The organism is Bradyrhizobium sp. 35 (assembly GCF_023073215.1).
GTDB lineage: Bacteria > Pseudomonadota > Alphaproteobacteria > Rhizobiales > Xanthobacteraceae > Bradyrhizobium > Bradyrhizobium canariense_D.
In genome coordinates, this window is the sequence record NZ_JADPJC010000151.1 from 1 (window position 1) to 24,275 (window position 24,275).

Here is a 24,275-nt window from a genome sequence, read left to right on the forward strand (position 1 = left end):
GCCCTTGGCCTCTCGCACCCGAACGCTGCCGCGTCCACCGCAAGCCCGGCTCGCGAACATGACGACCACAAGATCGCCCCTCAAGGATGAGCCGGGATGGCCAACACATACGCCGTTTCCGAATTTCGGTAAAGCGGAATATATTTGTGGAGAGGGGTTGACGGGATGGCGGGTGTTTTGCCCGACGGGCAGTCCTCCCATTCAACCTGCCACGGCCTTCTAGTCAAGCGACGCGCCTGCTCCGATGGAGAAGGCGAGTTCACCCTCTATCCACCACGCACTCCGCACCATCAATAACATAGGCTGCGTGACGAAAATCCCTGATGGTGGCGAGCTTGCCGGCGGACCAGTCGAGAAGCATGAAATATTTCGCCCGCCCGGCCGGCTTATTCGGATCGAACACGAGGATCGCGGGACGTCCCTCGACCTGCCCCGTCACCAGGTGCCAGTCGCTGTTCTTCGAATAATTGCCGAAATAGTTCGACACCTCGGCCTTGCCTTTCAGCCTGGTACGGTTGACGAGCTCGAGCCTGACGTCGTCGGCGATCATGGCGCGGATCGCGTCGAAGTCGCGGGCATTGAAATGGCCGACATAGGCGTTGAGTCGCGTGCGATCTGCTTCCGACAGGCCCGGCTGCGGCACATCGTCGGGCTCTCCGGCGAACTCCCGCAGCTGCGTGCGTCCGCGATGCAGCGCGGCCTTCACCGCCGGCAGGCTGAAATCCATGATGTCGCAGACCTCGGCAAGCGAGCAGCCGAGCACGTCCATCAGGATCACGCTGGAGCGCTGCGCCACCGGCAGCCGCATGAAGGTGCGAAGGCTGGTCGCGGCGATCTGGCGGCTTTCCACATCATCGAGCTGGTCGGCAATCATCTCCACCTCTTCAGCCGAGTGCAGCGCCTCCTGCCGGTTGCGGCGACGCAGGAAATCCAGCGCGGTGTTGTGCGCGATGCGAAACAGCCAGCCCTCCGTATTGACGGGCGTGACCGATTGCAGCGCTTCCATCGCCTTGATCAGCGCATCCTGCAACACATCCTCACCGTCGATGACCGAGCCGACCATGCGGGCGCAGTAGCGATGCAGTTTCGGCCGCATCCGCGCCAGCAGGGCCTCGGTATCGATGGTGGCCAGCGGGTCTGGCGCCATTGCTCCTCCGCTTCGCTTGTTCAGGACTCGTCCAGCATACGATAGTTGCCGACGATCCTCACATCACGAACCAGCGGCGGCTCCGCGCAGCGGTCGCGGATGCCGTCCTGGAACGTCTGAAATGCCTTGAGTTTCGGAATCGGGCTCGAGCCGTTTTCGGCCGCGGCCTCGACAAGATGGATGAAGGTGTCGTCCTCCAGCCGTAGCGTCAGGTAGCGCACGCCGTCCGGGCCGGCCGCCTTCAATTCGGCAAATACGGCCGAAACCAGCTCGGCATTCCGATCGGCCAGCTCCGGCCTGGCCTTGTACCTGATCAACGTCCTTCTCATCGCGCGCTCCTTGCTGATGTCGCGACCTGGTTCGCTCAAAATCGGGCAAATGGCCGCATCACCCCTAGGACGTTTGCCGGCAGGCGAAGGATGCGGCCCGGAACAAATTATTATTGGGCGCATCCTTTGCCGCTCAGCCCTCGTCTAGCCCGCAGAACGCGCCGCGACAGGCTGGCGCGACACACGGAGACAGGGCGATGCAGACCCCGATCAATCGCGCCGCGCAGAACTGGGTGCTCGGCGTCACCGCGCTGGCATCCTTCATGATGGCGCTCGATGCCATGATCATCACGACAGCATTCGCGACCATCCGCGCCGAATTCGGCAGCCCGGTCGAGACGCTGCAATGGACCGTCAACGCCTTCAATCTGACCTTTGCCGTGCTGCTCCTGACCGGCTCCGCACTCGGCGACCGCTTCGGTCGCCGCCGGATGTTCGCGGCCGGGCTCGCCCTGTTCGTCGTTGCATCGGCGGCCTGTGCGCTCGCAGGCAATGCCACCGCGCTGATCGCCGCCCGCGCGCTGCAGGGCGCCGGCGCCGCGCTGGTGATGCCGCTGGCAATGGCGATCCTGAGCGGCACGTTCGGCCGCGAGGAGCGCGCTCGCGCGCTCGGCATTTTCGCCAGCATCACCGGCTGCGCGCTGATCATCGGTCCCGCCATCGGCGGCTTCATTACCGAACATTTCGGCTGGCGCTGGGTGTTCTGGATCAACCTGCCGATCGGCCTGATCGCGATCGCCCTGGTACTGGCACGCTTGCGCGAAAGCTTCGGCCCGGCCGCCGCATTGGACATCCCCGGACTGGCGCTTGTCGCGCTTGCGGCGCTGGCGTGGGTGTGGAGTCTGTTGCGCGGCAACGCCGTGGGTTGGGCGAGCGCCGAAATCATGGCCGCGCTGATGGCAGGCCTGGTGTTCACAGCCGGCTTCGTTCTCTGGGAATTGCGCGCGACCGCGCCAATGGTGCCGATGCGGCTGTTTGCATCGCGGGCGCTTGCCTCCGGCATGTCCGCCAGCGTGCTGTTCTACGCCGCGATGTACGGCGTCTTGTTCCTGCTGCCGCAGTTCCTCCAGACCGCGCTGGGCTTCGACGCCTTCGGCGCCGGACTTCGCCTGCTGCCCTGGACCGCGACGCTGTTCGTCACCGCCCCGATCGCCGGCGCGGTCGTCAACAGGTTCGGCGAGCGGCCGCTAGTGGTGACGGGATTGCTGATGCAGGCGATCGGACTTGGCTGGATCGCGGAGCTCGTGAGCTCTGCGGTTACCTACTCCGCCCTGGTCGCGCCGCTGGTGCTGGCCGGCGTCGGCGTCTCGATGGCGATGCCGGCAGCACAGAACGCCATCCTGAGCTCGGTCGCGGTGGCCGAAATGGGCAAGGCGTCCGGCATCTTCAACATGGGCCGCTTCCTCGGCGGCATGTTCGGTATCGCCGCGCTGGTGGCGAACTTCTCGGCGCATGGCGGGGTCGATTCGGCCGCGCATTTCGAGAGCGGATTTGCCGCGGCGATGAGCCTCGCCGCGACGCTGTCACTGGCCGGCGCGATTGCGGGGTGTTTCCTGCCGGCACGGCGGCGGACCGCCGGAGCAGCCGCGCCGCAAGATGCGTGACACTGACAGCCATCAAAGCCGGAGGCGAGATGATCGCTTCGCGACCAAGTGCTGGCCTTCAATGATCGGCTAGCAGGTAGAATACCGGTTGCAGTTTCGACCACGCCGCCGCCGCGCCCAAGGCACTGTCAGGGCGCGGCGGCCTTGCGGACGATGCCGGCTGCGCGATCGGACTCGCGCTGGAGCTCTTCGCGGGTAACGATCCCGGTTGGCCCTGCGGCCGCGTCGACATCGACCGCGGCGACGCCCCCCGGCAGCGCCTTGACGTCGCTCCTCGATCACCTGCCCCGGCGAACAAGCGAATGCGCACGGGGCCGCGACGCCTTGGAGAAATTCTCTGGTTGGCGAAGCTATCGAGGCACGAAACCGAGAGATACTCGGTGATCTTCTCGGGCTCCAGGAGCCCGAGCTGGAACGAATGCGCAAAGACGGGGTCATCTAGCCCGTTGGGCAGCATCCTGTGACGATACCAACCGATTCTGCAGCAGCGGTCCCCTGCGGCGACGGGGCAGAAACAAAGGAAAGTCTCGCAGCAATCCGACCGCAAAAACGCCGACAACAAAACGTCGCACGAGACCCGTTTTGTTCTCAGCGACCCTTCTCGTCAGTTCTTGAAGAAGAGGGCTTATGCTTGGTGGGCGCACCAGGGCTCGAACCTGGAACCCGCAGATTAAGAGTCTCATCTTTCACAATAACTTTCAGCTACTTAGCTGTAAAACGCCGTCACAACAGCACTATCGAAATCAACAGGTTACAGACGAAATGTAAATTGCTCGGCGGCGCCTTCTGTACCTGCGACCGCTGCGTCCCGAACGCAGTGAACATCTTCTAAGTTGTTGATCTTTCTCTCATCGGCAGGTGCTTCCGTCCCGTTTTTGTTCACGCTCGTTTCACCCAATTCGTTGCGATTTCGTTGCGGCGGCGGCGAGGGAGAACGGCGCTCGGCGCGTCAGTGGGATCTTGGACTTGCGGCGGAGCAGCCGAGGCCTGCGAGGGTAAGCGTATTAGATTATGCGGTGATCTGTCGGGGGTTCGAGTCACTAGGGTGCTACCGTCTTTCCCCACACCAACCAGACCTGCGATATCTGATCCGATCCTTCGCGTGAGGCAGTTCATGGGCCTCGCACGATGGTCTGCACGGGTTGAACCATAATGGGCACGCACAGCAAACGGTCGCTGCCGTAGATGCTCGACACCCGGGCGCCACCGAAGTGCCGCCTACCGCTCGACACACGACACAACGACCCGGCAGAAATTGAAGGTGAAGCGTCCGTAGAGAAAGCCGCTTCCTGGCTCCAGTGCAGCCAGGCGATACGAATTGCCGAGAGCGCGGATAATCTCGACCATTTCCATGAATTCATGGTGCGTCAGCGCCGGGTGACGAAGCATGACATCGCGACAATCTCGAATGACATCGTCGCGGGCAAGTTCGGCAAGCCCTCCGTCAGCAACGCACGTCATATGCGCAAGGCCGCCTCGGGGTTGTTCAACTGGGCGGCTGAAGCGGGCCGCGACCATGTGACGGCCAGCCCCTGCGGACAAACTAAAACACCTGCACTAAGCCGACGTGCCCGAAATCCAACGACGGTCGATCTGAATCGCGACGATTACGAGGAACGGTCGAAACAGAGTGCCACGATCACGTGGCAGAGCGGACGCTGAATCGGTAAACCGCCGAGGTCTGCTTAGGCCGGCGGCTCCTCCACCGCGTCTTCAATTAGCTTGGCGGGCCTCGATCTCACCTCTTTCAATGGTAAGCGTCACGTCGGCAAAGGTTTCGAGCAGCTTTGGATTCGACTCGGTGATCAGCAGCGTAATGTCCTTATCCTGCAAACGAAGCCGCCGGAGTGCTTCCGCATATCGCTGCGCTAACACAGGCGCGAGACCCTGAAATGGCTCATCCAGGATAAGCAGCCGGGTACCAAGCATAAGCGCCCTCCCAAGCGCCACCATCTTGCCTTGGCCGCCCGAGACCGATCCCGCCGGACGTTTGGCAAGCTCTTTGAGTTCCGGCAGCACCGAATACGCTCGCTCCAGCCGCCGCCGCGTCTCGTCCGGATTCAGCTTGGCGACACGACCGGGAAGCAAAATATTTTCTTCGACGGTGAAGGCGGAAAACAGACGCCGGTCCTCAGGCGCGTAGCCAAGACCCAGCGACGGCCGGCGATGCGGCGCGATCGCTCCAAGATCTTCGCCGCCCAGACGAACGGTGCCGCTCGCTTTTGTGAAGCCCATGATAGTGCGCACGGTCGTGGTCTTGCCGGCGCCGTTTCGCCCGATAAGCGCTGCGCTCACACCCGGCAGCAGCGAGAAACTCACATTTCGCAACACAGGCGCGTCAGCAATCGCGACGTTGACATTCTCGAAACTCAGCATCGGTGTCATATCCCGATCACCTGTTCCCGGACCTTCGGGTCCGCCAGAACCTCAGCCGGCGTCCCAACCATCTGGATCTTGCCGACATTCCACACGGCGACGCGGTTGGCATAGCGCTCCACCATATCCATGTCGTGCTCGACGAAGACCGAGGTGACTTTCTCCTTTGCCAGCGCCGTGGTTAGAATGTCCATGATGGTGAGTTTCTCTGATGACGCGACGCCCGAAGTCGGCTCATCCATCAGGAGGAGCTTTGGCTTCAGCGCGAGCGCGAGTGCAATATCGACCAGCTTGCGTTGCCCTTCGGGCAGTTCGCGCGCCGTTCGTTCCGCATACGATTTGACACCGACGAGATCCAGCAGCCGCTTCATTTCCGGCACTTCCGGCATGAGAGAAAGAGCCTGGAAACCAGACGGACGGCCTCGCAGGGAGGCGGCCGCGATCAACATGTTCTCCATCACGGTCTGGTCGAGGAACAGCTGTGGTATCTGGAAGGCGCGGGCAATGCCGAGCCTGGTGATCGTACGTGGCAGCTGCGCGGTGATGTCGTGGCCGAGAAAGGTAACGGTGCCGGCTTGCGGCCGAAGATAACCGGTCGAGATGTTGAGGAACGTCGTCTTGCCGGCCCCGTTCGGCCCGATGATGGCAAGGTTTTCGCCTTCCAGGACGTCGAGGTCGATGCCATCGGCGGCGATGACGCCGCCGAACCGGATCTTGATGTTCTTGGCAGAAAGCAGGACGTTGGCCATTAATGCCCTCCCCGCCCGGATTGACCGTAGCGCTGGCGGAGGCCGATAAGGCCGTTCGGCGCGTAAAGAATGATGACGACCAGCACGACGCCGAGAATGAGCTGCCAAGAATCCGCCAGATGCGCCGCGGCATAGAACCGTACGCATTCGAACATCGCCGCGCCTGCAAACGCACCGAAAGCATGGGCGCTGCCACCGAGGATCGCGATGAACACGAACTCGCCGGACTTGGTCCAGAAGCCGAATTCGGGGGTCGCGATCTGCTGAATGATCGATACCAGAGTGCCGCCTATGCCGCCGAGAAATGCGGAGAACACGTAGCCGATGAGCAGCACGCGCCGCGCCGACATGCCAAGATATTCGAGCCTGGTTTCGTTAGATTTCATTGCCCGCAACATGTGACCGAGCGGGCTGTCGAGATAGCGTTGCACGCCGTAGAAGGCAGCAATCGCGACCAAAAGGCTCACGTAGAGAATAACGTATTGGAACGTCTCCGGCGTGAACGAAAACCCAAACAAGCCAGGACGGGCGACCCGGATGCCGTCCGCGCCGTTAGTGTAGTGGAACATTTTCTCGAGCAGCGACCACAAGACCATGGAGAATGCCAGGTTCAGCATTCCAAAGAAAATTTCCCTGTAGCGAACCACGAACAGGCCGACGATCAGGCCAAAAACGGTAGAGGTTATGCCTCCCAGCGCGAGAAAGATCAGGATATCGCCGCCGCCGATGTACTTGCCCCAGAACGCCGCGGTATAGGCGCCGGTGGCGAAGAACATCGCGTGTCCGAACGATACTTGTCCCGCCTGCAGCAACAGGACGATGCCGAGCACCACGATGCCCTTGGCGAGGATGAGCGCGAATAACGTCGCCCAGCTCGCGACGAAGAGCGGCAGTACCGCGCTGGCCAGAAACAAGATGATTGCGACTGCCGTGATCGGCTTGATACGGCCCGCCATCAGATTTTTCTCATCTGCACCGTACCGAACAGTCCGAACGGACGCACCAGAAGCACCAGTACCATCAGCAGATAGGGTACGAGAACTTCGAACTCCGGCTGCAGATAGATGACGAAGGCGCGCGTCAAACCGATCATAAGGGCCGTAAGGGCGGTGCCCTCGATCTGCCCCAGACCCGCAGTGGCTGCCACCGCGAACGAGAGCACGATCATGTCCGCGCCCATGCCGGGCACCAGCGACGTGGTCGGCGAAGCAAGCGCGCCGCCGAGCGCCGCCAGGCTCGCCCCGATGATGAACGTAATAGAGTAGACGCGTTGGGCGTCGATGCCGATGGCGGTTGACGCCTCCCGATCCTCGGTTACTGCTAGAATCACGGCTCCCGCAAGAGTTTTCCGCAAGAAGTAACGCAGTCCGAACAGCGTCGCGACTGCCACGCCTGGAAGCAGGACGACCTGGTAGGACGTATAGTTCACGCCGAATACGCTGATGTTCGGCAACAGCTTCAAGGGCTCAGCAGCGAAGATGGGCTGCACGCCCCAGATCAGACGCTGCAGATTGTCCATGATCATGAAGGCCGCGAAGGTGATCAGGAGCTGCAACACGTCGTCTCGTCCGTAAAGCGGCCGCAACAGGAAGCGCTCGATGAAACCGCCGCACACAAACCCTATGACGATGGAGGCAACCAGCAATGCGGGATAGGTAAGCCACGGCGACACCTGCGCAATCACGAGGCTCAACGTCGCGGCGAGATAGGCGCCAAAGGCATAAAGCGACCCGTGCGCGACATTCACCACGCGAAGCACACCGAAAATCAGGCTCAGCCCGACGGAAACCAGGAACACCAAGGCGGCGTAACTGATCCCGTCAAGGACGGCCAATATGGCGAGAGTCGAATTCATGGAGACCTTCAGGAAAGCCGTCCTGCGGTTTTTGCCCGGAGGACGATGATCTGGCCTACTGCTTGAAGGTCGGAACGTCCATTTTAACGAATTCCGGCTTGAGCGTCTTCAGCCACTCGACCGAGCGCACGCCCGCCGGATTGGTGATCACCTTCGGATCAAAGATCATCATGTTGTCGAGCAGTTTGAAGTCATAGCCCGGGAAAGACTTGGTGACGCCGACGAGCTGCGCTTCCAGACCTTGGTTGTCCTCGGGCCTCAGCGTGATCGGCCGGCCGAAACCGGTCGCGAACTCGGTGCCGGAGGTTGCGTCTACGACCTGCTCCCGTGTCGGCCAGTTGCCGCCATTGGCCTTGATCGCCTTGTCATAGGCAGCTTGCAGCGCCGTGAAAGCCTGCGCCATGTGGTAGACGGGGTAAATCGGCCAGGCGCCGGTCTTTGCCTTGAATGCCTCGGCAAACGCCTTGAAGGCCGGATCGTTCTTCTTTTCAGGATGCAGGAACCAATGATCGCCACGCGCGCCGACGATCAGGCCTTCCGGCAGATCCTTGCCCAGTCGCTGGATCGAGGATTCGCCGATGCCCAACACGAAGGTCGACTGTTGCAGCAGGCCGCGTTGACCGGCCTGACGGACCAGCGTGTCGAGATCGCCGCCCCAGGAGGTGGTTAGAACGACATCCGGCCGCAATGCCAGTAAGCGCGAAACTTCGGTGGAATAGTCCGGCGCACCGAACTTCGGAAAAAGCTCCGCCAACACCTGAACGTCGGGCTTCAGCGCCTTCAATGCGGTGGAGAAGATTTCCCAGCTTTCGCGGCCCCACGCGTAGTCCTGATTGACGACCGCGATGGTCTTAAAGTCGGGCTTTGTCTTAAGGAGATAGACGAGCACCGCCAGCATCTCCGGCGTGCCGTTAGCCTGCGTGCGGAAATTGTAGCGATATTTCTTCGTCTCCAGAATAGAAGCCGCACCGCAATCCCACATAAAGTTCATGACTTTGAGGTCTTCGGCGACCGGGACAAGCTGATTGCAGCTGCCCGAGGAGATGGAGGCGAAAGTCACGTCGACCTTTTCGTCTTGCACCATGCGCCGGTAGTTCGAGACCAATGCCTCGCCGCCGGCGCCTTCATCGATGAAAGACAGTTTTACCGGTACACCGCCGATTCCGCCCTTCTTGTTGAGGTCTTCTGCAATCATCTCGGCCGCGGCCTTTGCCGGTACGCCGAATACGGAAGCCGGTCCCGACAGGAAAGTGGTGATACCGATCTTGATTTCCGGCGGCTTGCTCTGCGCAAGCGCAGCGCCCGTAAAAGCTGTGATGACTAGACCGGCTGCAACTGCGGCTTTCAGCAAAAGCATTTGAATCTCCCCATTTTTAACTTGCGTTGACCGGGCGGCCATCGCGATTTTTCTTGCCGCGACGCTACTTATAATTCTGAAATATTGCCAGCACTTACTAGTTGCTGGGGTCGTGTCCCCGGTGGTGGTGTAGCTCGGTAGAGCAAAGCCGCCCGGATGCGCGCCTTCAAATAGCGCCGTAGCGGGCGGGCAGCTTTGCGGTGGTCACCGGCAGTTCTCCGGTAGGATCGGGTTGCGACACGCCAACGCAACCGAGGAACCACCGATGACCGAAGACATGATGAACCTGCGCACGCTCGTAGAGAAGACCCCCGACGCCGATCTGCTGCGCGAGATGATCGGCTTTGCCGCCCAGCGCCTGATGGAGCTGTGGAAGGCCAGACCGGGGCGGCCTACGAAGAGAAGAGCCCCGAACGCCTGGCCCAGCGCAACGGCTACCGCGACCGGATCTGGGAGACCCGCGCCGGCGCGGTTGAGCTGCACATTCCCAAGCTGCGCGAGGCTCCTACTTCCCGGGCTTCCTGGAGCCGCGACGCATGGCCGAGAAGGCGCTCACCGCCGTGGTGCAGGAAGCCTATGTGCAGGGCGTCTCGACCCGCTCGGTGGACGACCTCGTCCAGGCCATGGGCATGACCGGCATCTCCAAGAGCGAGGTCAGCCGGCTGTGCGGCGAGATCGATGACAAGGTGAAGGCCTTCCTCGCCCGTCCGATCGAGGGCGACTGGCCGTATCTGTGGATCGACGCCACCTACGTGAAGGTGCGCCAGAATGGCCGCATCGTCTCAGTCGCGGTGATTGTCGCGGTTGGCGTCAATAGCGACGGCCGACGCGAGGTCCTCCGCATTGGCATCGGCCCTTCCGAGGCCGAGACGTTCTGGACGGCGTTCCTGCGCCAGCTCGCCCGCCGCGGCCTGCGCGGCGTCAAGCTGGTCGTGTCCGACGCCCACGAAGGCATCAAGCCCACCGTGGCCAAGGTGCTCGATGCCAGCTGGCAGCGTTGCCGCGTCCACTTCATGCGCAACGCGCTGGCGCATGCCGGCAAGAGCGGGCGGCGCGTCGTCTCCGCCTTCATCGCCACAGCGTTTGCCCAGGACGACGCCGAGGCCGCGCGAACCCAGTGGCGCAAGGTCGCCGACCAGCTCCGCCCCAAGCTGCCCAAACTTGCCGGCTTCCTCGACGAGGCCGAGACCGATGTGCTCGCCTACATGACCTTTCCGCACAGCATCGGACCAAGCTGCACTCGACCAACCCGATCGAGCGTCTCAACGGCGAGATCAAACGGCGGACCGAGGTGGTCGGCATCTTCCCCAACGATGACGCCATCACTCGCCTCATCGGCGCGATCCTGCTCGAACAGAATGATGAATGGGCCGTCCAGCGTGCCCGCTACATGGCACTGGAAACCATCGCGCCGTTGAGCGATGATCCGAGCGTCAGCATCACGGCTATCGCCAGCTGACCAGCCCGGCTCTCCAGCCGGCGAACGCGGTGACCCGCCGCCAGCTACACCACGCCACGGGACACGATCGGTGCTGGTGGGAAGGGCTTCCGCGGCTCGACAGTATATAATGAGATTGGTTCAGTATGCTCATGAACCTTACCGACCGTCCCACTTGCCCCCACTCGGAGCGGTTATCGACTGCGAAGCGTGAATGCGCGCTTGGCTACGTATGCCTCTGGAGAGAGAAGTGATCAATTTAAAGGGTGTGGTTGCACTCGCTTTCAAAGCGAACGCGCTGTCGCATCACCACTGTCCCCTGTGAGCCCTGCCGCGCATGCGATAGCAATCGTTCGACAGAGCCGTTTAGCAATTTCGAGTTCCGTTTTCCGCTTCTGCAGAATAGCTATCGCCATCGCAGAGCCAATAGTCGTCGAGCGGTTTGAAACCGTCAAAATTCACTGCCACCCCCACTGTCCAGTGGTGATCGAACCGGTCTCTGCCAATCGTCTCCACGGAAAAAGGTAATTTCTGCGGTTTGGGCTGGAGACTTTCGACGACTTCTCGCCAAGGTTGCCGGTTTCAGAGGAGCAGAGACTTTAGAGAGCCGCACAAAAATCCCGTAAAATGCGGCACTTTCAGCCAATACGGTCCCACTCTCTATAATTGAGTGACTGCTTGGCTGCGGCGGGAGAGATCGAACCTCCGAATGGCGGAATCAAAATCGCCGATGCACAAATCGGTCTATCGGCGCTTCGAGACCGGATCGGTTCTCCTCTATGACCGCATGGCGGCTTATTGGCCAGACAACATAAGAGTTCACATCGACTTCAAGCACTATTTCGGTGGAGGCGCTGCGCGGCTACCCAATGCGTCGCTGATGAAATTGAACAGAAGTGGAAAAATGCCGGCTATGTCGGGCGGCTCTGATCTACATACAACATCAAGGAAGTGGTTCTGCCGGACGCCTTCGAGTCGCCTTGGCCTCCGTCGAGACGGACAGAGTAGATCACAATGCCGAGAGTGGACTCGCCGGCTGGCCGTCAAGAACACCGTTTGAAAAACCGTTTTAGTCCGTCGGACTCAAACGGTTTCTCTTGCTAAGGTCTTGATTTATTTGGTGGGCGCACCAGGGCTCGAACCTGGGACCCGCTGATTAAGAGATAGCGACGGGTAGAGAACAATCAATGACTTACCAATCGCACCACTGGGTTTATCCGGCCGAAAACGGGCCTTCGTCGCAGGATCATAGTGCTCCCAGCATTGTCTATCAGCGGCACCTTGATGGTTCGCCAAATAAAATATCGATACTTCAGCGTAGACACCTGTGCTTACCAGAGTCAAAACGACACGAGATCTCCGGTTTCCGCTGCGCGCTTGACCGCGTCGATCACCCTGAGCGTTTTTAGCCCTTCGCGCCCGCTCACCACAGGCGTGGCCGTGCCGCGGATAACGCCACAGAAATTTGCGATCTGCAGGCCAAGCGGGTCTTCTTTCTCGAACCTCAGCCGCTCGCGCTCGATCGGCGCCCACCAGCTGGCCTTGCTCGGGTGATGCCACAGATCGAGTTGCGGAATGGCCAGCGATGCCCTCGTGCCGCCGATCTGGTAGCAGGTCTCCAGCGTATGCTGTAGGCCGGATTCTCTCCGGTGGTGAATTCCCAGCTCCAAGGCGACTGGATGGTATCGGAGACATTGACCGTTCCCAGCGCGCCGGACGCGAAGTGCAGGATGATCACCGCGGTCTCTTCGACCGCATTTCCACGCAGCCGATTGGATTGGGCAGCCTGTACCGCCACGATATCCCCGCACAGGTACCGCAGCAGGTCGACATCGTGGATGAGATTCACGAAAGCGGGACCCGCTCCTTTCTCGCCGCGCCAGGGCACTTCAAAATAATCGTCCGGCTTGATCAGCCAGAACATGCCATGCACTGACACGATCTGACCGAGCCTGCCGCTGTCGATCTCCGCCTTGGCGCGCTGGATCATCGGGTTGTGGCGACGGTGGTGGCCGGTTAGCAGCGGCACGCCCGCCCGCTCGGATGCTTCGACCAACGTCTGTGCCGCCACGATATCATCCGCTAACGGCTTCTCGATCAGCGCCGGGATGCCCGCAGCGATACAATCCATGCCGTTGGCCACGTGCATCTGGTTGGGGGTGGCGACAACCACCCCCTCCGGCCGGTTTTCAGAGATCATGTCCTGAACGGACGAAAACCAGTCCACCTTGAGCGATACCGCCAACTCCCGTGCAACCGGCATCGGATCGACGATTGACGATAAGACCGCCTCCGGCCGCGCGAGAATATGTTCAATGTGTCGCTTGCCGATGAGACCCGCTCCCATGACCGTCAGGCGGACGGGTGCACTCATACGATTCTATCCCTTCTCATCGAGCAGCTTGGCCAACCGACGCAAACCGAGCAGATAACCCTGAGTGCCGAAGCCTGCAATAACGCCATCAGCTCGTTTGGAAACGAACGAGCGGTGGCGGAATTCCTCGCGCTTGTGCACATTGGAAATGTGCACCTCGATTACTGTCCCCTCGAACGTGTTCAAAGCGTCTAGGATGGCGACCGAGGTATGGGTGAAAGCCGCGGGATTCATGACGATGCCGACAGCCGTCTCGCGCGCCTCGTGGATCCAGTCGATCAGCTCGTATTCCCTGTTCGACTGGTGAAAGCGCATCTCCAGAGCCAGCTCCGTGGCTAGCCCCCGACAATCTCGCTCCACATCCGCAAGCGTCTCGTGGCCATAGATGTGGGGCTGACGCTTGCCAAGCAAATTGAGATTTGGCCCGTTGAGGACGTAGACAAGACGGCTCATGGAATAACTCCGTTCAGTGATGGGCGAGGATCTCGCCAAGGAACTGCTTGGTGCGAGCGTGCTGCGGATTGCGGAAGAAAGCGTCGGGCACACCTTCTTCGATGATCTGCCCTTCAGCCATGAAGATGACACGGTCGGCAACCTGGCGGGCAAAACCCATTTCATGGGTGACGCAAATCATGGTCATGCCGTCGTTGGCGAGGCCAATCATCGTGTCGAGCACTTCCTTGACCATTTCCGGATCGAGAGCCGAAGTCGGTTCATCAAACAACATGACCTTGGGCTGCATGCAGAGAGCACGCGCGATCGCGACACGTTGCTGCTGACCGCCCGAGAGTTGCGCCGGATACTTCTCGGCCTGCTCGCCAATGCGCACCCGCTCGAGATATTTTCGCGCGCTCGCCTCCGCTTCGGTCTTGCTGATGCGGCGCGCGCGAATGGGCGCGAGCATGCAGTTCTGCAAGACCGTCATATGCGGAAAAAGGTTGAAGCTCTGAAAGACCATGCCGACGTCCTGGCGTACGACATCGATGGCTTTGATGCTGTCGTCAAACCGATGACCGTTCACCACGATACTGCCCTGCTGGATTGCCTCCAGGCGGTTGATACAGCGTATCAGCGTCGACTTGCCCGAACCGGACGGACCGCAAAGCACGATCTTTTCCCCTCTGCGCACAGTGAGGTCAACGTTGCGGAGAGCCTGATACCCGCCGAACCATTTCTGCACGCCCTTCATTTCGATCAGGATCTGGTCCTGCATGGATTCGGCCTCCGTTATCGGACGGCGGCCAACGCGCCCAGCGCGTCGGCCGCTTGCAGTGACTATTGAACTGTGAACGGAACGCCGGGGACCGAGTCGGGGAAGACCGGCACGGGCGCCTTCATCCACTTGGCGTAGAAAGCGGCCAATTTGCCATTGGACTTGATCTGGTCGACGAATTTGTTCGCCGTCTCGTTCCACTCCTTCTCTCCGAGGCGCGTGCAGGCCCCGTTGTACAAGGCGGTGAAGTGAAGCTTGGGCTCGAACCCAAGTTCCGGCTTTGCAGCGTTCAGACGCTGCGGGTAGAAGCTGTTTGCCCCGACCGCCTGCACCTGACCCGAGAGCAGTGCCTGGATCGTGGCCGCGTCATCATCAAACCTGCGGATTTCGGCGCCCGCAGGAGCATTATTGGTTACCTGGGTGTCCTGCGTGGAGGAGCGTGGGACGCCGATAACGTACTTCCCCATATCGGCGTTACTGTTGATCGGCGTTGCCTGGGCAGCGACAAGTGTAATCTCATTGGCAACATAGGGTTTGGAATATTGTACCACCTTCGCACGCTCGGGCAGCATGGCCATGGTCGCGAACAGAATGTCTACGCGGCCTGTGGTCAGCGCCGGAATACGATTGGCCACCGCCAGCGGGACGAACTCGGCCTTCACGCCGAGATATTCAGCGAAGGCACGCCCCATGTCGGCATCGATCCCATCCTGCTTTCCTGAGCTATCGACATAGCCCCAGGGCGGATTATCGCCCTGAATGCCGATGACGACGACGCCCTTCTTCTTCACGTCCTCCAGAGTGCCCGCCTGCGAGCCGCCTGCGACAACGATGGCCGACAGCGTCAGCAGCGTAACGCCGAGTTGGCGGCGATTGAGCGAAAACAACATGAGTATCTCCTCCTGGTGATGGCTGTGTTTGATTGAGTAGGTGCGCCGAACCTACCTTTGACCGGCCAGGGCGAGCCTGGCCTCCATCCGACTGCCCCACCACGAGAGTGGCCAGCAGAGGATGAAATACATCGCGCCGACCACACCGAAGACGAGCAACGGCTGGTAGGTCTGGTTCGACACGATTTGACCGGCGCGGGCGAGTTCGATGAAGCCGACGATGGCAGCGAGCGAGGTACCCTTGATGAGCTGCACGAGATAGCCAATGGTCGCCGGCAGCGCGATGCGAATGGCTTGCGGCAGCACGATGTCGCGCATGCGCGCGGAATAGTGTAGACCGAGCGCCATCGCGGCCTCGGTCTGACCGCGAGGCACGGCCTGGATTGCGCCGCGCCAGATCTCGCCCAGAAAAGCCGAGGCGTTGACGGTGAACCCAATCGCGACCGCAACGAATGCTGACAGCTTCAATCCGAGGAGCGCCAAGCCGTAATACACCACGAACAGTTGCAGCAGCAGCGGTGTCCCCTGGAAGATTCCGATATAGATCCGAACTATCCATTCCACGGTCGTGCGACCGCAGGTGCGCAACAATGCGACGACCAGGCCGGCGGTACAGCCACCGACGAATGCAACCAGCGTCAGGAGTACCGTCCATTGCAGACCACGCAGGAGGAAGCCGAACTCGGGAACGCCGAAATGCGGTGTCATGATCTGTGCTCCTCAGCGCGTCGGATATGAGAAGAAGCGGTGAGAGATGATTGCGAAGCCCGCCATCAGCAGCCAGGAGATCGCGAGGTAGAGGAAAGTGACGAAAAAATAGACCTCGAAGCTGCGGAATGTGTCGCTTTCGATTCGCTGCGCGACCGACGTCAATTCGTAAGCCGACACAGCCGAACAGATCGACGAGGTCAGCGTCAGCATGATGAACTGTCCCGTGAGCGAGGGATAGATCGCGCGAAGCGCGGGCTTGAGTACGATGGAACGGAATACCTGCCCTTTGTGCAGTCCGAGCGCGTAGCCAGCCTCGATTTGCCCTTTGTGAATCGATTGCACGCCGCCGCGGATGATCTCGATGGCGTACGCGCCTCCGTTGACGCCGAGTGCGATAATGGCCGTGGCGGTCGGATTGAGCTTTACCCCGACGAGCGGCAGTGCAAAGAACAGAAAGAAGATCTGCACCAGGAACGGCGTGTTGCGCACGATTTCGACGAAGCCGATCACGATGGCGCGCAACCAGGCCGCCTTCGCATCGCGGGCCGCGACGCCCGCGACGCCGATGATCATTGCGAGCGTCATGCCAGCAAGCGCCAAACCCAACGTCCCCACGCAACCCCACAGCAACGCGGGCATTGCGTGCCAAACCACCGAGAAATCGAGCGTGTAGCCCATCTTGCGTTTCCTCTCGGGCGTTGTGCGTGCCGCTCGCCCATCGGCCGGGTGTCACCCTCCCAGGGATGCGAAAGTTGCGAAGAAGACGTCTGGATCAGGCGAGACGCCCGTGAACAGGCGGAACGCTTCGGTGCCCTGGAAGATAGCCATTCCGCCACCATCGACCGTGCGGCAGCCGAGGGCCCGCGCCGCGCGCAGCAGCGCGGTCTCCAGCGGGAAGTAGATGATCTCGGCAACCCAGAGACCGGAACACAGCATCGCCAGCGGCAGCGGCGTTCCCGGATATTTGTCCATGCCGATCGGCGTCGCGTTGACAATTCCGTCTGCGGCCGCCACGGCGGCGGCAACATCCTGGCCGACCCTCAAGCGCCCTTCTACAAATCGAGAGGACAAGCCGTCGACCACGCTCTGCGCCTTGGCCAGGTCGACGTCTATGATGGTCAGTTCCTGCACGCCAAGCTTCTTCAGCGCGAAAGCAACCGCCGCACCGGCGCCGCCTGCGCCGAATTGCACGACGCGACCAAGTGGTGCACCTTGCATGTTGCGGCGGAAATTCTCCGCGAAGCCGAACCAGTCGGTGTTGTGGCCGGTCATTCGGCCGTTCCTGACGACCACGGTGTTCACCGCACCAAGCGCCTCGGCGTCGGGCGAAAGCTCGTCCAGCAGTGGAAGGATCGCCTGCTTGCAGGGATGGGTTACGTTCAAACCGTCAAAGCCCATCCGCCTTGCGGCCGTGAGCAATTCCGGCAATGCTTCGACGCCGAGGTTCAACTCGGTCAGATCGATCTTCTTGTAGAGATAGCGGATGCCAGCGGCGTCGGCGGCCGCTTCGTGCATGGGCGGCGTGCGAGACGCCGAGATGCCGCTGCCGATCAGGCCGACGAGAAAGCCGGGTTTGCGATGCATTGTCGGCGTCGTCCGTCAGCTCAATGGAACAGTCAATTCGGCGATGACCTGGGCCGTGCTCGGTCGCACGCCGCGCCACCAGACGAAGGCTTCCGCCGCCTGCTCGACCAGCATGCCGACGCCGTCAGCCAGTTTGGCCACGCCTTCGGCGCGGGCCGCTTGCAGAAAGCGAGTCAATCCTTTGCCATAGGCAAGTTCGTACGCCAGCTCCGCGCCCTGGAAGACATTCCCCGGAAGCGGCGGCATTTCACCTCGCAGGCTGGCAGAGGTCGCGTTGACCACGACGTCATAGCCCTCGGCAAGGTCCGCCAGTTCAGCGTAGCCGCTCACCATCAGGGGACCACAGCCGGCAAACTCTTCGGCCAATGCCACGGCTTTGGACAGCGTTCGATTGACGAGAACCAACTCGGACGGTTGCTGGCGCAGGAAAGGCAGCAACGCGCCACGCGCCGCTCCCCCGGCGCCGAGCATCAGGACGCGCCGACCGGCCATTTTGACGCCGAGATTGGCAGTGATGTCCTGCACCAGCCCTACCCCGTCGAAATTTTCGGCGATGATCCGGTCGCCCTCGAATTTCAGGCAGTTTGCGGCACCTGCCCGTCTGGCGCTCTCTGAAAGCTCATTTGCATAAGCGAAGGCATCGAGCTTGAAAGGGGCGGTGATGTTCAGCCCCTTGGCACCCTCTGTCCGGAATTGGTCGACCCGTCGGCTGAAGCCATCGATAGGTCCCTCGATCGCCTCATAGACGAGATCCTGTCCCGTCATTCTGGCGAAAGTGCCATGGATCAAGGGTGATTTGCTGAAGCCGATCGGATTGCCAATCACCGCATAACGATCGCTCATCGCTCACTCCCGCACTGCAGCTTCGTTGTAAAGCACGCCGTCGCGCACCATCGCGTCGACGGCTTCGGCCGACAGTCCCAGCGATGCGGCAATGCGGCGATTGTCCTGCCCAAGCAGTGGCGCCGGAGTACGCACCGTAGTGTCGCAATCGGAGAACCGGAACGGCAGGTTCGGCAGCGTTACCTTGCCGAGCACCGGATGCTCCTGCTCGACCAGCATGCCGCGCGCATGGATCTGCGGATCCCTCGCGACCTCTTCGATGGTCTGCACGGGAGCGGACGGCACACCTGCTTCCTCGAGTGCCGCAAGACACGCATCCCGAGACGGCTGTGATAGCGTCCAGTTGCGCACAATCTCCATGGCTTCAGCATAATGGGCGTTCCGCGCGGCGGGCTTGGCGAAACGCTCGTCCAATGCCAGCGTGTCTCCTCCAATCAGGCTCGCCAATCGTCGCCACGCATCATCGACTTGCGCAGCGATGACAAGATTGCCGTCCTTGGCCGGAAAGACCCCGTAAACGGTCGAGTCCGGCTGTCCGCTGCCGGTTTGCTTCGGCAGGTCAGCGCCGCCCGAGAGGAAGTAACGCTGAACCGCATAGTCGTGCATCGAGACCATGCAATCGTACAGCGCCAGATCGATATGTTGGCCGCGCCCGGACGACGCACGGCCAACCAGCGCCGCATTGATAGCAGCGACGCCATGAATGCCAGTGTACATATCGGCCAGCGGCATCCGCAGCAGTGGCGGCGCTTCGCCGGGATTGCCCAATTGCGCCAGGGCCCCCGACATCGCCTCTGCGATCAGGCCGAAGCCCGGACGATCGGCATAGGGACCGGTGTGACCATAGGCGGAGACCGAGCAATAGATCAGCTTCGGATTCCGCCCCGATAGCGCTTTGTAACCAAGCCCGAGACGTTCGAGTGCGCCGGGTCGGTAATTCTCGATGAAGACATCGGCTGTGTCGACCAGCTTCATCATCATGTCGAGACCACGCTTGTCGCGCAGGTCGATGCAAAGTCCCTGCTTCCCCATATTCTGCTGTAGGAAGTAGCCGGATTGTTCGTCCTTGAAATATCCATGGGCCCGGCCTGCGTCGCCGCCCTTTGGACGCTCCACCTTGATGACCTCCGCGCCCATCGCGGCGAGGCAACGGCCCATGAACGGGCCGGCCAGGAAATGGCTGTAGTCGATGACGCGGACGCCTTTGAGCGGCAGATCTTGCGCGGTCATGCGCGCTCTCCCGCGACGCCGGTCTTCGGGCGCATCGGAATCATCAGCCGATGCTCACCGAGCTGCACCACTTCGCCGCGCTGATTAATCAGCTCCGAGGGCAGCACCACGATGCCCCACCCGTCCCGCTTTGTCTCGCGCATTGAACCCACGCGGAACTTCACGTGCACGGTGTCCCCGAGCTTGATCGGCAGCTTGAAATCCCACGTCCAGCCCAGCGACATTCCCGGGAGGAAGCGGTAGTAGGCACGGGTCTTCAAACCGTCGGCCAGCGACAGACCAAACAGCCCGTGCGCGACGCGCGTGCCGAACGGCGTTGTCTTCGCGTACTCCTCGTCGACATGGACCGGCGTGAAATCGCCCGTCAGTTCGGCGTAGGCATTTACCATTCCTTCTGTGACCGTCACCGGTGGCGTAACGCATTCATCGCCGACCTTGGCATCGTCCCAGTAGCGCTCATCTGTCATATCGCGTCTTCCTCTAGGCACGGGGATTGATCGCCAGGGCGGCTTCCACGGCGCCTGCGCTGGCTTGCAAGATTTCGACGTTGAGCCCGCCCGGCAGCTCGAGCCAGTTCGGCCCGGCGGGCAACGCCTTGGCGCCCCAGGCGGCGGCACGGGTGAGTACACCTTCGTAATCGTCGACCATGATGCCGAGATGGGCGAGACGCCCCTCTGGTCCGACGAAATTCGGATCTTCAATGAGTTGCACGCTTCCGAGCACCCAAACCTGACGCGGGCGCGTACCATCGGCGGGTTGCTCATCGCGATTGGCGAGACCAAGCACCTCACGAAAGAAGTCGACGTGACGATCAACGTCCGGCACACGGATCGCGACGTGTTCGACATAAGCGCGGGGCAATGACATTGTCTCAAGACCTTCCAGGATAGTCGCTGCGGGCGTATTCGATGCCTTTGACCAGCGCGACGAGGGTGGAATTGACGGGGGTCGGCACGTTGAGCCTGGCGCCCCAACGCACGACGGAGCCGTGGATGTAGTCAACCTCGGTCAGATTGCCGGACTGCAAGCTCTGCAGCATCGACGTCTTGAACTCGGGCGGAAGTCCGGCGGACGCCATCGTCCAGGCGCGTCGCGGATCGGTAATCGAGATCTTCACGCCGGCAGCTTGCGCAACCGCGATGCCCTCCGAGATTGCGGCCAGCGCGCAATCTTCCAGAACTGGCAGCGAATACAGGCCGCCATAAGTCAGCCCGGTAACGGCGGTAATTCCTCCTCCGGCGACGTTGATGAACAACTTGTCCCACATCGTGCCCAAGATGTTGTCGCTGAGCCGCGTGAGAATTCCGGCGCGATTAAAAGTCCCGGAGATTAGCTGCGCACGTTCCGTCAAGCGACCGTCAAGCTCGCCGATGATGGTCTCCTTGCCGAGGACCCCGGAACGAACATGACCAGGGCCGAGCAGCACACCGCCGACGTAGGTCTTGCCCGCTATGACCCGGTCACGACCAACCTCCTCCGACAGGATGTCCTCGTGACCAAGACCGTTCTGAAGCGACATCACGACCGTCCGCGGCCCGATGATCGGCGCCGCGGCACGGATGGCATCCCGCGTGTGGTAGGATTTGACGAGGACAATGACGAGGTCTGCCTCTACGCCAACCTGGGTCGCGGAAGTGCACGCAGTGACCTTCACAACGGTCTCGGCGCCAACTTCGAGCACCCGTAGGCCGCCGGCATTGATAGCGTCGACATGAGCCTGGAACGGATCGATCAGCCAGACCTCGGCCCCGCCGCGCGCCAGCGTACCGCCGATGGTCGAGCCCAAGGCTCCCGCTCCGATAAAGCAGATCCTCATCCGAACGCTTCTCCCGCGCCATTCTCGGCGTTGGAAGCACGGTAGCCGGCCGCTCGATATTTAGATATATTATGATCTTTATAGCAATTATTGTGAATCGCAATGAAGCACCAGGATCCCATCGAGACCAACCTGCTGGACCCGCGCCTGCTCAGGCTGTTCGACGCATTGTTCGCAACGGGTAGCGTCACCAAGGCAGCCGAGAAGCTCGGTCAAAGTCAGCCGACCATTTCGATCTGGCTGGCCCGTCTGCGAAAGGAATTAGACGATCCGCTCTTCGTCCGGTCAGCAGACGGCATGCTGCCGACGCCGCGCGCGGAGGCTCTGATCGGCACGGCGAGGCAGGCGCTGGAGATGCTGCGTCGCCTGGCCGAGCTTCGCAGCGACTTCGATCCGACAACCGCGAAACGCCGTTTCGCCATTTGCATGACGGATGGAAGTCACGTCACGCTGCTTCCCTCCATTCTCGCTCAGGTCCGTCGCGTTGCGCCTGGCGTTCGTATCGAGGCGACACAGATCGGCCCCGACACCCCAAGAATGCTGCAGTCCGGAAAGGCCGATCTGGCGCTCGGCTACATCTCGGATCTCGACGCGGGACACTTCCAACAGGCACTGTTTCCGCAGGATTGGGTCTGCCTGGCGAGCGCGAAACATGCCCGGATCCGCGACCGCATCACGGCAAAGGATTTCAGGCGTGAGGCACACGTCCTCATTCGCTCCGGCACCGGGCATCAGTTGCTCGCCGCTGCGCTGCAGGAGCAGAAATTAGTCCTAGACGTTGGGCTGGAGCTACCCGGCTTTTTGGGGTTGCCTGCAATCGTCGGGACGACTGACCTGATCGCCACCCTTCCAAGGCACATTGGTGAAACGCTGGCTCACTATTACGGACTGCGCGTGCTCGACTGCCCGCTGGCAATCGCCGGATTTACGGTGAAGCAATACTGGCACGCCCGCTTCCATCATGACCCGGCAAGCCAATGGCTGCGTGGCGTCTGCGCGGAGCTCTTTCAACAGCAGGAAGTGCGGGGTCTATATCGTTCCGGTCGGCCAAGGAAACGAAGGCCACGCGATTTGCAGTCGTAATGGTCCCCGGTAGCGGGGCAACGACCGCGCCCGAGGCCACCGGCCGGGCCGACTGCGGCACGGCTGCAATTCCGCACATGCGCATCTGGACCGGTTGTCCGCTTCGTTCGCCGTAGCACCCTATTCTACGATGAGGGCAAAACACCTGCCCGCCCAGCTTCCACGGTATATGTTCGGATGGAAGCCTCGGAGATAAGCCAGCATGGCCACGCCGTTTAGTTCGATTCTGGACCGAGCCTTAAAATCTGTGTTTCCAAACGCGCCCAAAGTGAAACTGCTTACCGAATGAACTCAACAGCTTGACATCTGGCTGGGGCGGGAGGGATCGAACCTCCGAAGACTCCTACGTAACCCTATGAAAAATCGTGCTTTTCACGCTGCCTTGCTGAGGCTGTAATACACGTCCGTGAGACAATGCGCAAGACGCGCCGCCAATCGATTGTCTTGGTCCGTTGCACCCACCTTGTCGTCCCTAATGCCGTCGGCTGTTCAATCTGGCATGGCGGGAGGGACTCGGACTCCGATCCGAATTCGTGGCCGAGAACAGTAATCGGCACCGCGCGTACGAACTGTGTGTTGTGGCTGAGACAAACGAGGACCTAGAACGACAACCCGCGCAAATTCTAGATGCGAATTTATCGCACGCTAAGTTACACCTCACGTATCCTGCGATCCTCGCCGTGCCTGCCGGCCGCCCGGGCGTTTCGCTCTTGCCCAACACAACGATACAAGTTGGGGGTAGTAACGGGGGCGTCGGCGAGCACCCGCCTACGGCGACACCGATTCAAGAGTATGAGGAGTGACCTTTGGCTGGATCGCGGACCCATCATTTGCCGGTGCGCAGGGGGCGCCCGCCCCCGCGTGATCCTAGGTGGATTCGGGGCCAACTCGCAGACGGCTCCGCCGCACGGCGGCTGAAGGGGCCGCTCGCTGCGGACGCGCCCTCAGAGGTCCTGGATGGCAGCCCAATCATGTTGGGGACGACGGACCTGTGGGGATGCCTGACCCTCAACGCCTGCGGCAGTTGCTCATCCAAAAGGCACGGCGGCTGACGGCATAGCCAACCCGCTCCCGAGAAGTTTCTGCAGGCAAACTCCTCAGGCTTCGGAAATCTTGTGGAGTAATGAGGCTTGGTGTCCTTCTTGAAATTCCTTGGCTGCTCACTAGTTGCTTGTCGCCCTTCGCCGGCGTTTGGCTCAGACACCCAGCGGCGCAACGCCATTGGAGGTGTATTGGGACTGATACCATTTGACCCCTGCTCCCGCTGTATCGGGAGGATTCTATGCCGAACAAGATCCCAAATGTCAGACAATCCGGCAGTGGGTGTGGCGACCGGCAAGACGCGCTACGCGCTTCGGCGAGTGCCGTCGCCAGAAAGCCACCTCAACCTGCGGCCGCAAAAGGCCTAGCGGCCGAGGAGAGCGTGCAGGTCGAACTTGCGATCGCTATACGCGACCGAGCGAGGTTCTGCGCGACCCGACATTATGCGAGGAGCAGAAGCGAGATCTGCTCCGCCGGTGGGCGTTAGACGCATACCGCCTCGTAGCGTCCGCGAAGCAAGGCATGCAGTCGGATGCGGCCTCGGAGCTCAATGAGGCCATTGATGCGCTGATCGATCTCGACGGCGGCACGGCTCCCTTGTCCAAGCTTCCGACCGTATGCTCTGCAAGACCCGG

Annotated in this window: 21 protein-coding genes and 2 pseudogenes; 4 read left to right on the plus strand and 19 right to left on the minus strand. The window is 61.2% G+C overall.

What is annotated here, in order from left to right; translation table 11 throughout:
- Positions 1-259: 259 nt before the first annotated feature.
- Positions 260-1,147, minus strand: coding sequence for a sigma-70 family RNA polymerase sigma factor (locus IVB36_RS31765; protein ID WP_018460410.1), 888 nt, complete (start codon positions 1,145-1,147; stop codon positions 260-262).
- Positions 1,148-1,167: 20 nt separating this feature from the next.
- Positions 1,168-1,476, minus strand: coding sequence for a hypothetical protein (locus IVB36_RS31770; RefSeq protein ID WP_026234026.1), 309 nt, complete (start codon positions 1,474-1,476; stop codon positions 1,168-1,170).
- A gap of 197 nt (positions 1,477-1,673) precedes the next feature.
- Here IVB36_RS31770 and IVB36_RS31775 point away from each other — a divergent pair, with 197 nt between their 5' ends.
- Together IVB36_RS31775 and IVB36_RS31780 are read left to right on the plus strand one after the other, a co-directional pair.
- Positions 1,674-3,080 (plus strand): DHA2 family efflux MFS transporter permease subunit, encoded by a 1,407-nt coding sequence (locus IVB36_RS31775; RefSeq protein WP_018460412.1) that lies wholly within the window; start codon positions 1,674-1,676, stop codon positions 3,078-3,080.
- Positions 3,081-4,265: 1,185 nt separating this feature from the next.
- Positions 4,266-4,742 (plus strand): hypothetical protein, encoded by a 477-nt coding sequence (locus IVB36_RS31780; protein WP_247394234.1) that lies wholly within the window; start codon positions 4,266-4,268, stop codon positions 4,740-4,742.
- Positions 4,743-4,793: 51 nt separating this feature from the next.
- Here IVB36_RS31780 and IVB36_RS31785 read toward each other — a convergent pair whose 3' ends face one another.
- The 5 genes from IVB36_RS31785 to IVB36_RS31805 are packed head-to-tail and all read right to left on the minus strand — an operon-like array spanning position 4,794 to position 9,417.
- The gene (locus IVB36_RS31785) at positions 4,794-5,456 is read right to left on the minus strand and encodes an ATP-binding cassette domain-containing protein (RefSeq protein WP_039801403.1); all 663 of its coding nucleotides are present in this window, start codon (positions 5,454-5,456) and stop codon (positions 4,794-4,796) included.
- A gap of 5 nt (positions 5,457-5,461) precedes the next feature.
- Complete coding sequence (locus tag IVB36_RS31790; RefSeq protein WP_018460416.1) at positions 5,462-6,205, minus strand: ATP-binding cassette domain-containing protein; 744 nt, start codon at positions 6,203-6,205, stop codon at positions 5,462-5,464.
- The gene (locus IVB36_RS31795) at positions 6,205-7,161 is read right to left on the minus strand and encodes a branched-chain amino acid ABC transporter permease (RefSeq protein ID WP_085359164.1); all 957 of its coding nucleotides are present in this window, start codon (positions 7,159-7,161) and stop codon (positions 6,205-6,207) included. Before IVB36_RS31795 ends, IVB36_RS31790 begins: the two co-directional genes overlap by 1 nt.
- Positions 7,161-8,060: a branched-chain amino acid ABC transporter permease gene (locus tag IVB36_RS31800; protein ID WP_018460418.1), complete on the minus strand. Its 900-nt coding sequence runs from the start codon at positions 8,058-8,060 to the stop codon at positions 7,161-7,163. The genes IVB36_RS31795 and IVB36_RS31800 overlap by 1 nt, the downstream gene beginning before the upstream one ends.
- 55 nt (positions 8,061-8,115) lie before the next feature.
- Positions 8,116-9,417: an ABC transporter substrate-binding protein gene (locus IVB36_RS31805; protein WP_018460419.1), complete on the minus strand. Its 1,302-nt coding sequence runs from the start codon at positions 9,415-9,417 to the stop codon at positions 8,116-8,118.
- A 265-nt stretch (positions 9,418-9,682) separates the two neighbouring features.
- Here IVB36_RS31805 and IVB36_RS31810 point away from each other — a divergent pair.
- A pseudogene (locus tag IVB36_RS31810) lies at positions 9,683-10,876 on the plus strand (IS256 family transposase).
- A 1,319-nt stretch (positions 10,877-12,195) separates the two neighbouring features.
- Here IVB36_RS31810 and IVB36_RS31815 read toward each other — a convergent pair.
- The 12 genes and pseudogenes from IVB36_RS31815 to IVB36_RS31870 form a co-directional block, all read right to left on the minus strand.
- Positions 12,196-13,229, minus strand: a pseudogene (locus tag IVB36_RS31815) (Gfo/Idh/MocA family oxidoreductase).
- Positions 13,230-13,235: 6 nt separating this feature from the next.
- A complete protein-coding gene (aroQ, locus tag IVB36_RS31820; RefSeq protein WP_018460420.1) occupies positions 13,236-13,682 on the minus strand; it encodes a type II 3-dehydroquinate dehydratase in 447 nt (148 codons plus the stop codon).
- Positions 13,683-13,695: 13 nt separating this feature from the next.
- The gene (locus tag IVB36_RS31825; RefSeq protein WP_247394237.1) at positions 13,696-14,442 is read right to left on the minus strand and encodes an amino acid ABC transporter ATP-binding protein; all 747 of its coding nucleotides are present in this window, start codon (positions 14,440-14,442) and stop codon (positions 13,696-13,698) included.
- A gap of 62 nt (positions 14,443-14,504) precedes the next feature.
- Positions 14,505-15,332, minus strand: a complete 828-nt coding sequence (locus IVB36_RS31830) for a transporter substrate-binding domain-containing protein (protein WP_018460422.1) — start codon at positions 15,330-15,332, stop codon at positions 14,505-14,507.
- A gap of 51 nt (positions 15,333-15,383) precedes the next feature.
- Positions 15,384-16,040, minus strand: coding sequence for an amino acid ABC transporter permease (locus IVB36_RS31835; protein WP_018460423.1), 657 nt, complete (start codon positions 16,038-16,040; stop codon positions 15,384-15,386).
- Between the two features lie 12 nt (positions 16,041-16,052).
- Positions 16,053-16,721, minus strand: a complete 669-nt coding sequence (locus IVB36_RS31840) for an amino acid ABC transporter permease (RefSeq protein ID WP_007601261.1) — start codon at positions 16,719-16,721, stop codon at positions 16,053-16,055.
- A gap of 51 nt (positions 16,722-16,772) precedes the next feature.
- A complete protein-coding gene (locus tag IVB36_RS31845) occupies positions 16,773-17,627 on the minus strand; it encodes a shikimate dehydrogenase (protein ID WP_247394239.1) in 855 nt (284 codons plus the stop codon).
- A 15-nt stretch (positions 17,628-17,642) separates the two neighbouring features.
- On the minus strand, positions 17,643-18,470 hold the full coding sequence (gene aroE, locus IVB36_RS31850; RefSeq protein ID WP_018460426.1) for a shikimate dehydrogenase: 828 nt from the start codon (positions 18,468-18,470) through the stop codon (positions 17,643-17,645).
- A gap of 3 nt (positions 18,471-18,473) precedes the next feature.
- A complete protein-coding gene (locus tag IVB36_RS31855) occupies positions 18,474-19,700 on the minus strand; it encodes a CoA transferase (protein WP_018460427.1) in 1,227 nt (408 codons plus the stop codon).
- Entirely contained in the window at positions 19,697-20,167 is a 471-nt protein-coding gene (locus IVB36_RS31860) for a MaoC/PaaZ C-terminal domain-containing protein (RefSeq protein ID WP_018460428.1), read from the minus strand. The genes IVB36_RS31855 and IVB36_RS31860 overlap by 4 nt, the downstream gene beginning before the upstream one ends.
- Before the next feature lie 13 nt (positions 20,168-20,180).
- Complete coding sequence (locus IVB36_RS31865; protein ID WP_026234029.1) at positions 20,181-20,567, minus strand: VOC family protein; 387 nt, start codon at positions 20,565-20,567, stop codon at positions 20,181-20,183.
- A gap of 4 nt (positions 20,568-20,571) precedes the next feature.
- The gene (locus IVB36_RS31870) at positions 20,572-21,516 is read right to left on the minus strand and encodes a ketopantoate reductase family protein (RefSeq protein ID WP_247370641.1); all 945 of its coding nucleotides are present in this window, start codon (positions 21,514-21,516) and stop codon (positions 20,572-20,574) included.
- 102 nt (positions 21,517-21,618) lie between these two features.
- Here IVB36_RS31870 and IVB36_RS31875 point away from each other — a divergent pair, with 102 nt between their 5' ends.
- Entirely contained in the window at positions 21,619-22,599 is a 981-nt protein-coding gene (locus tag IVB36_RS31875; protein ID WP_018460432.1) for a LysR family transcriptional regulator, read from the plus strand.
- The last annotated feature ends 1,676 nt before the right edge of the window (positions 22,600-24,275 follow it).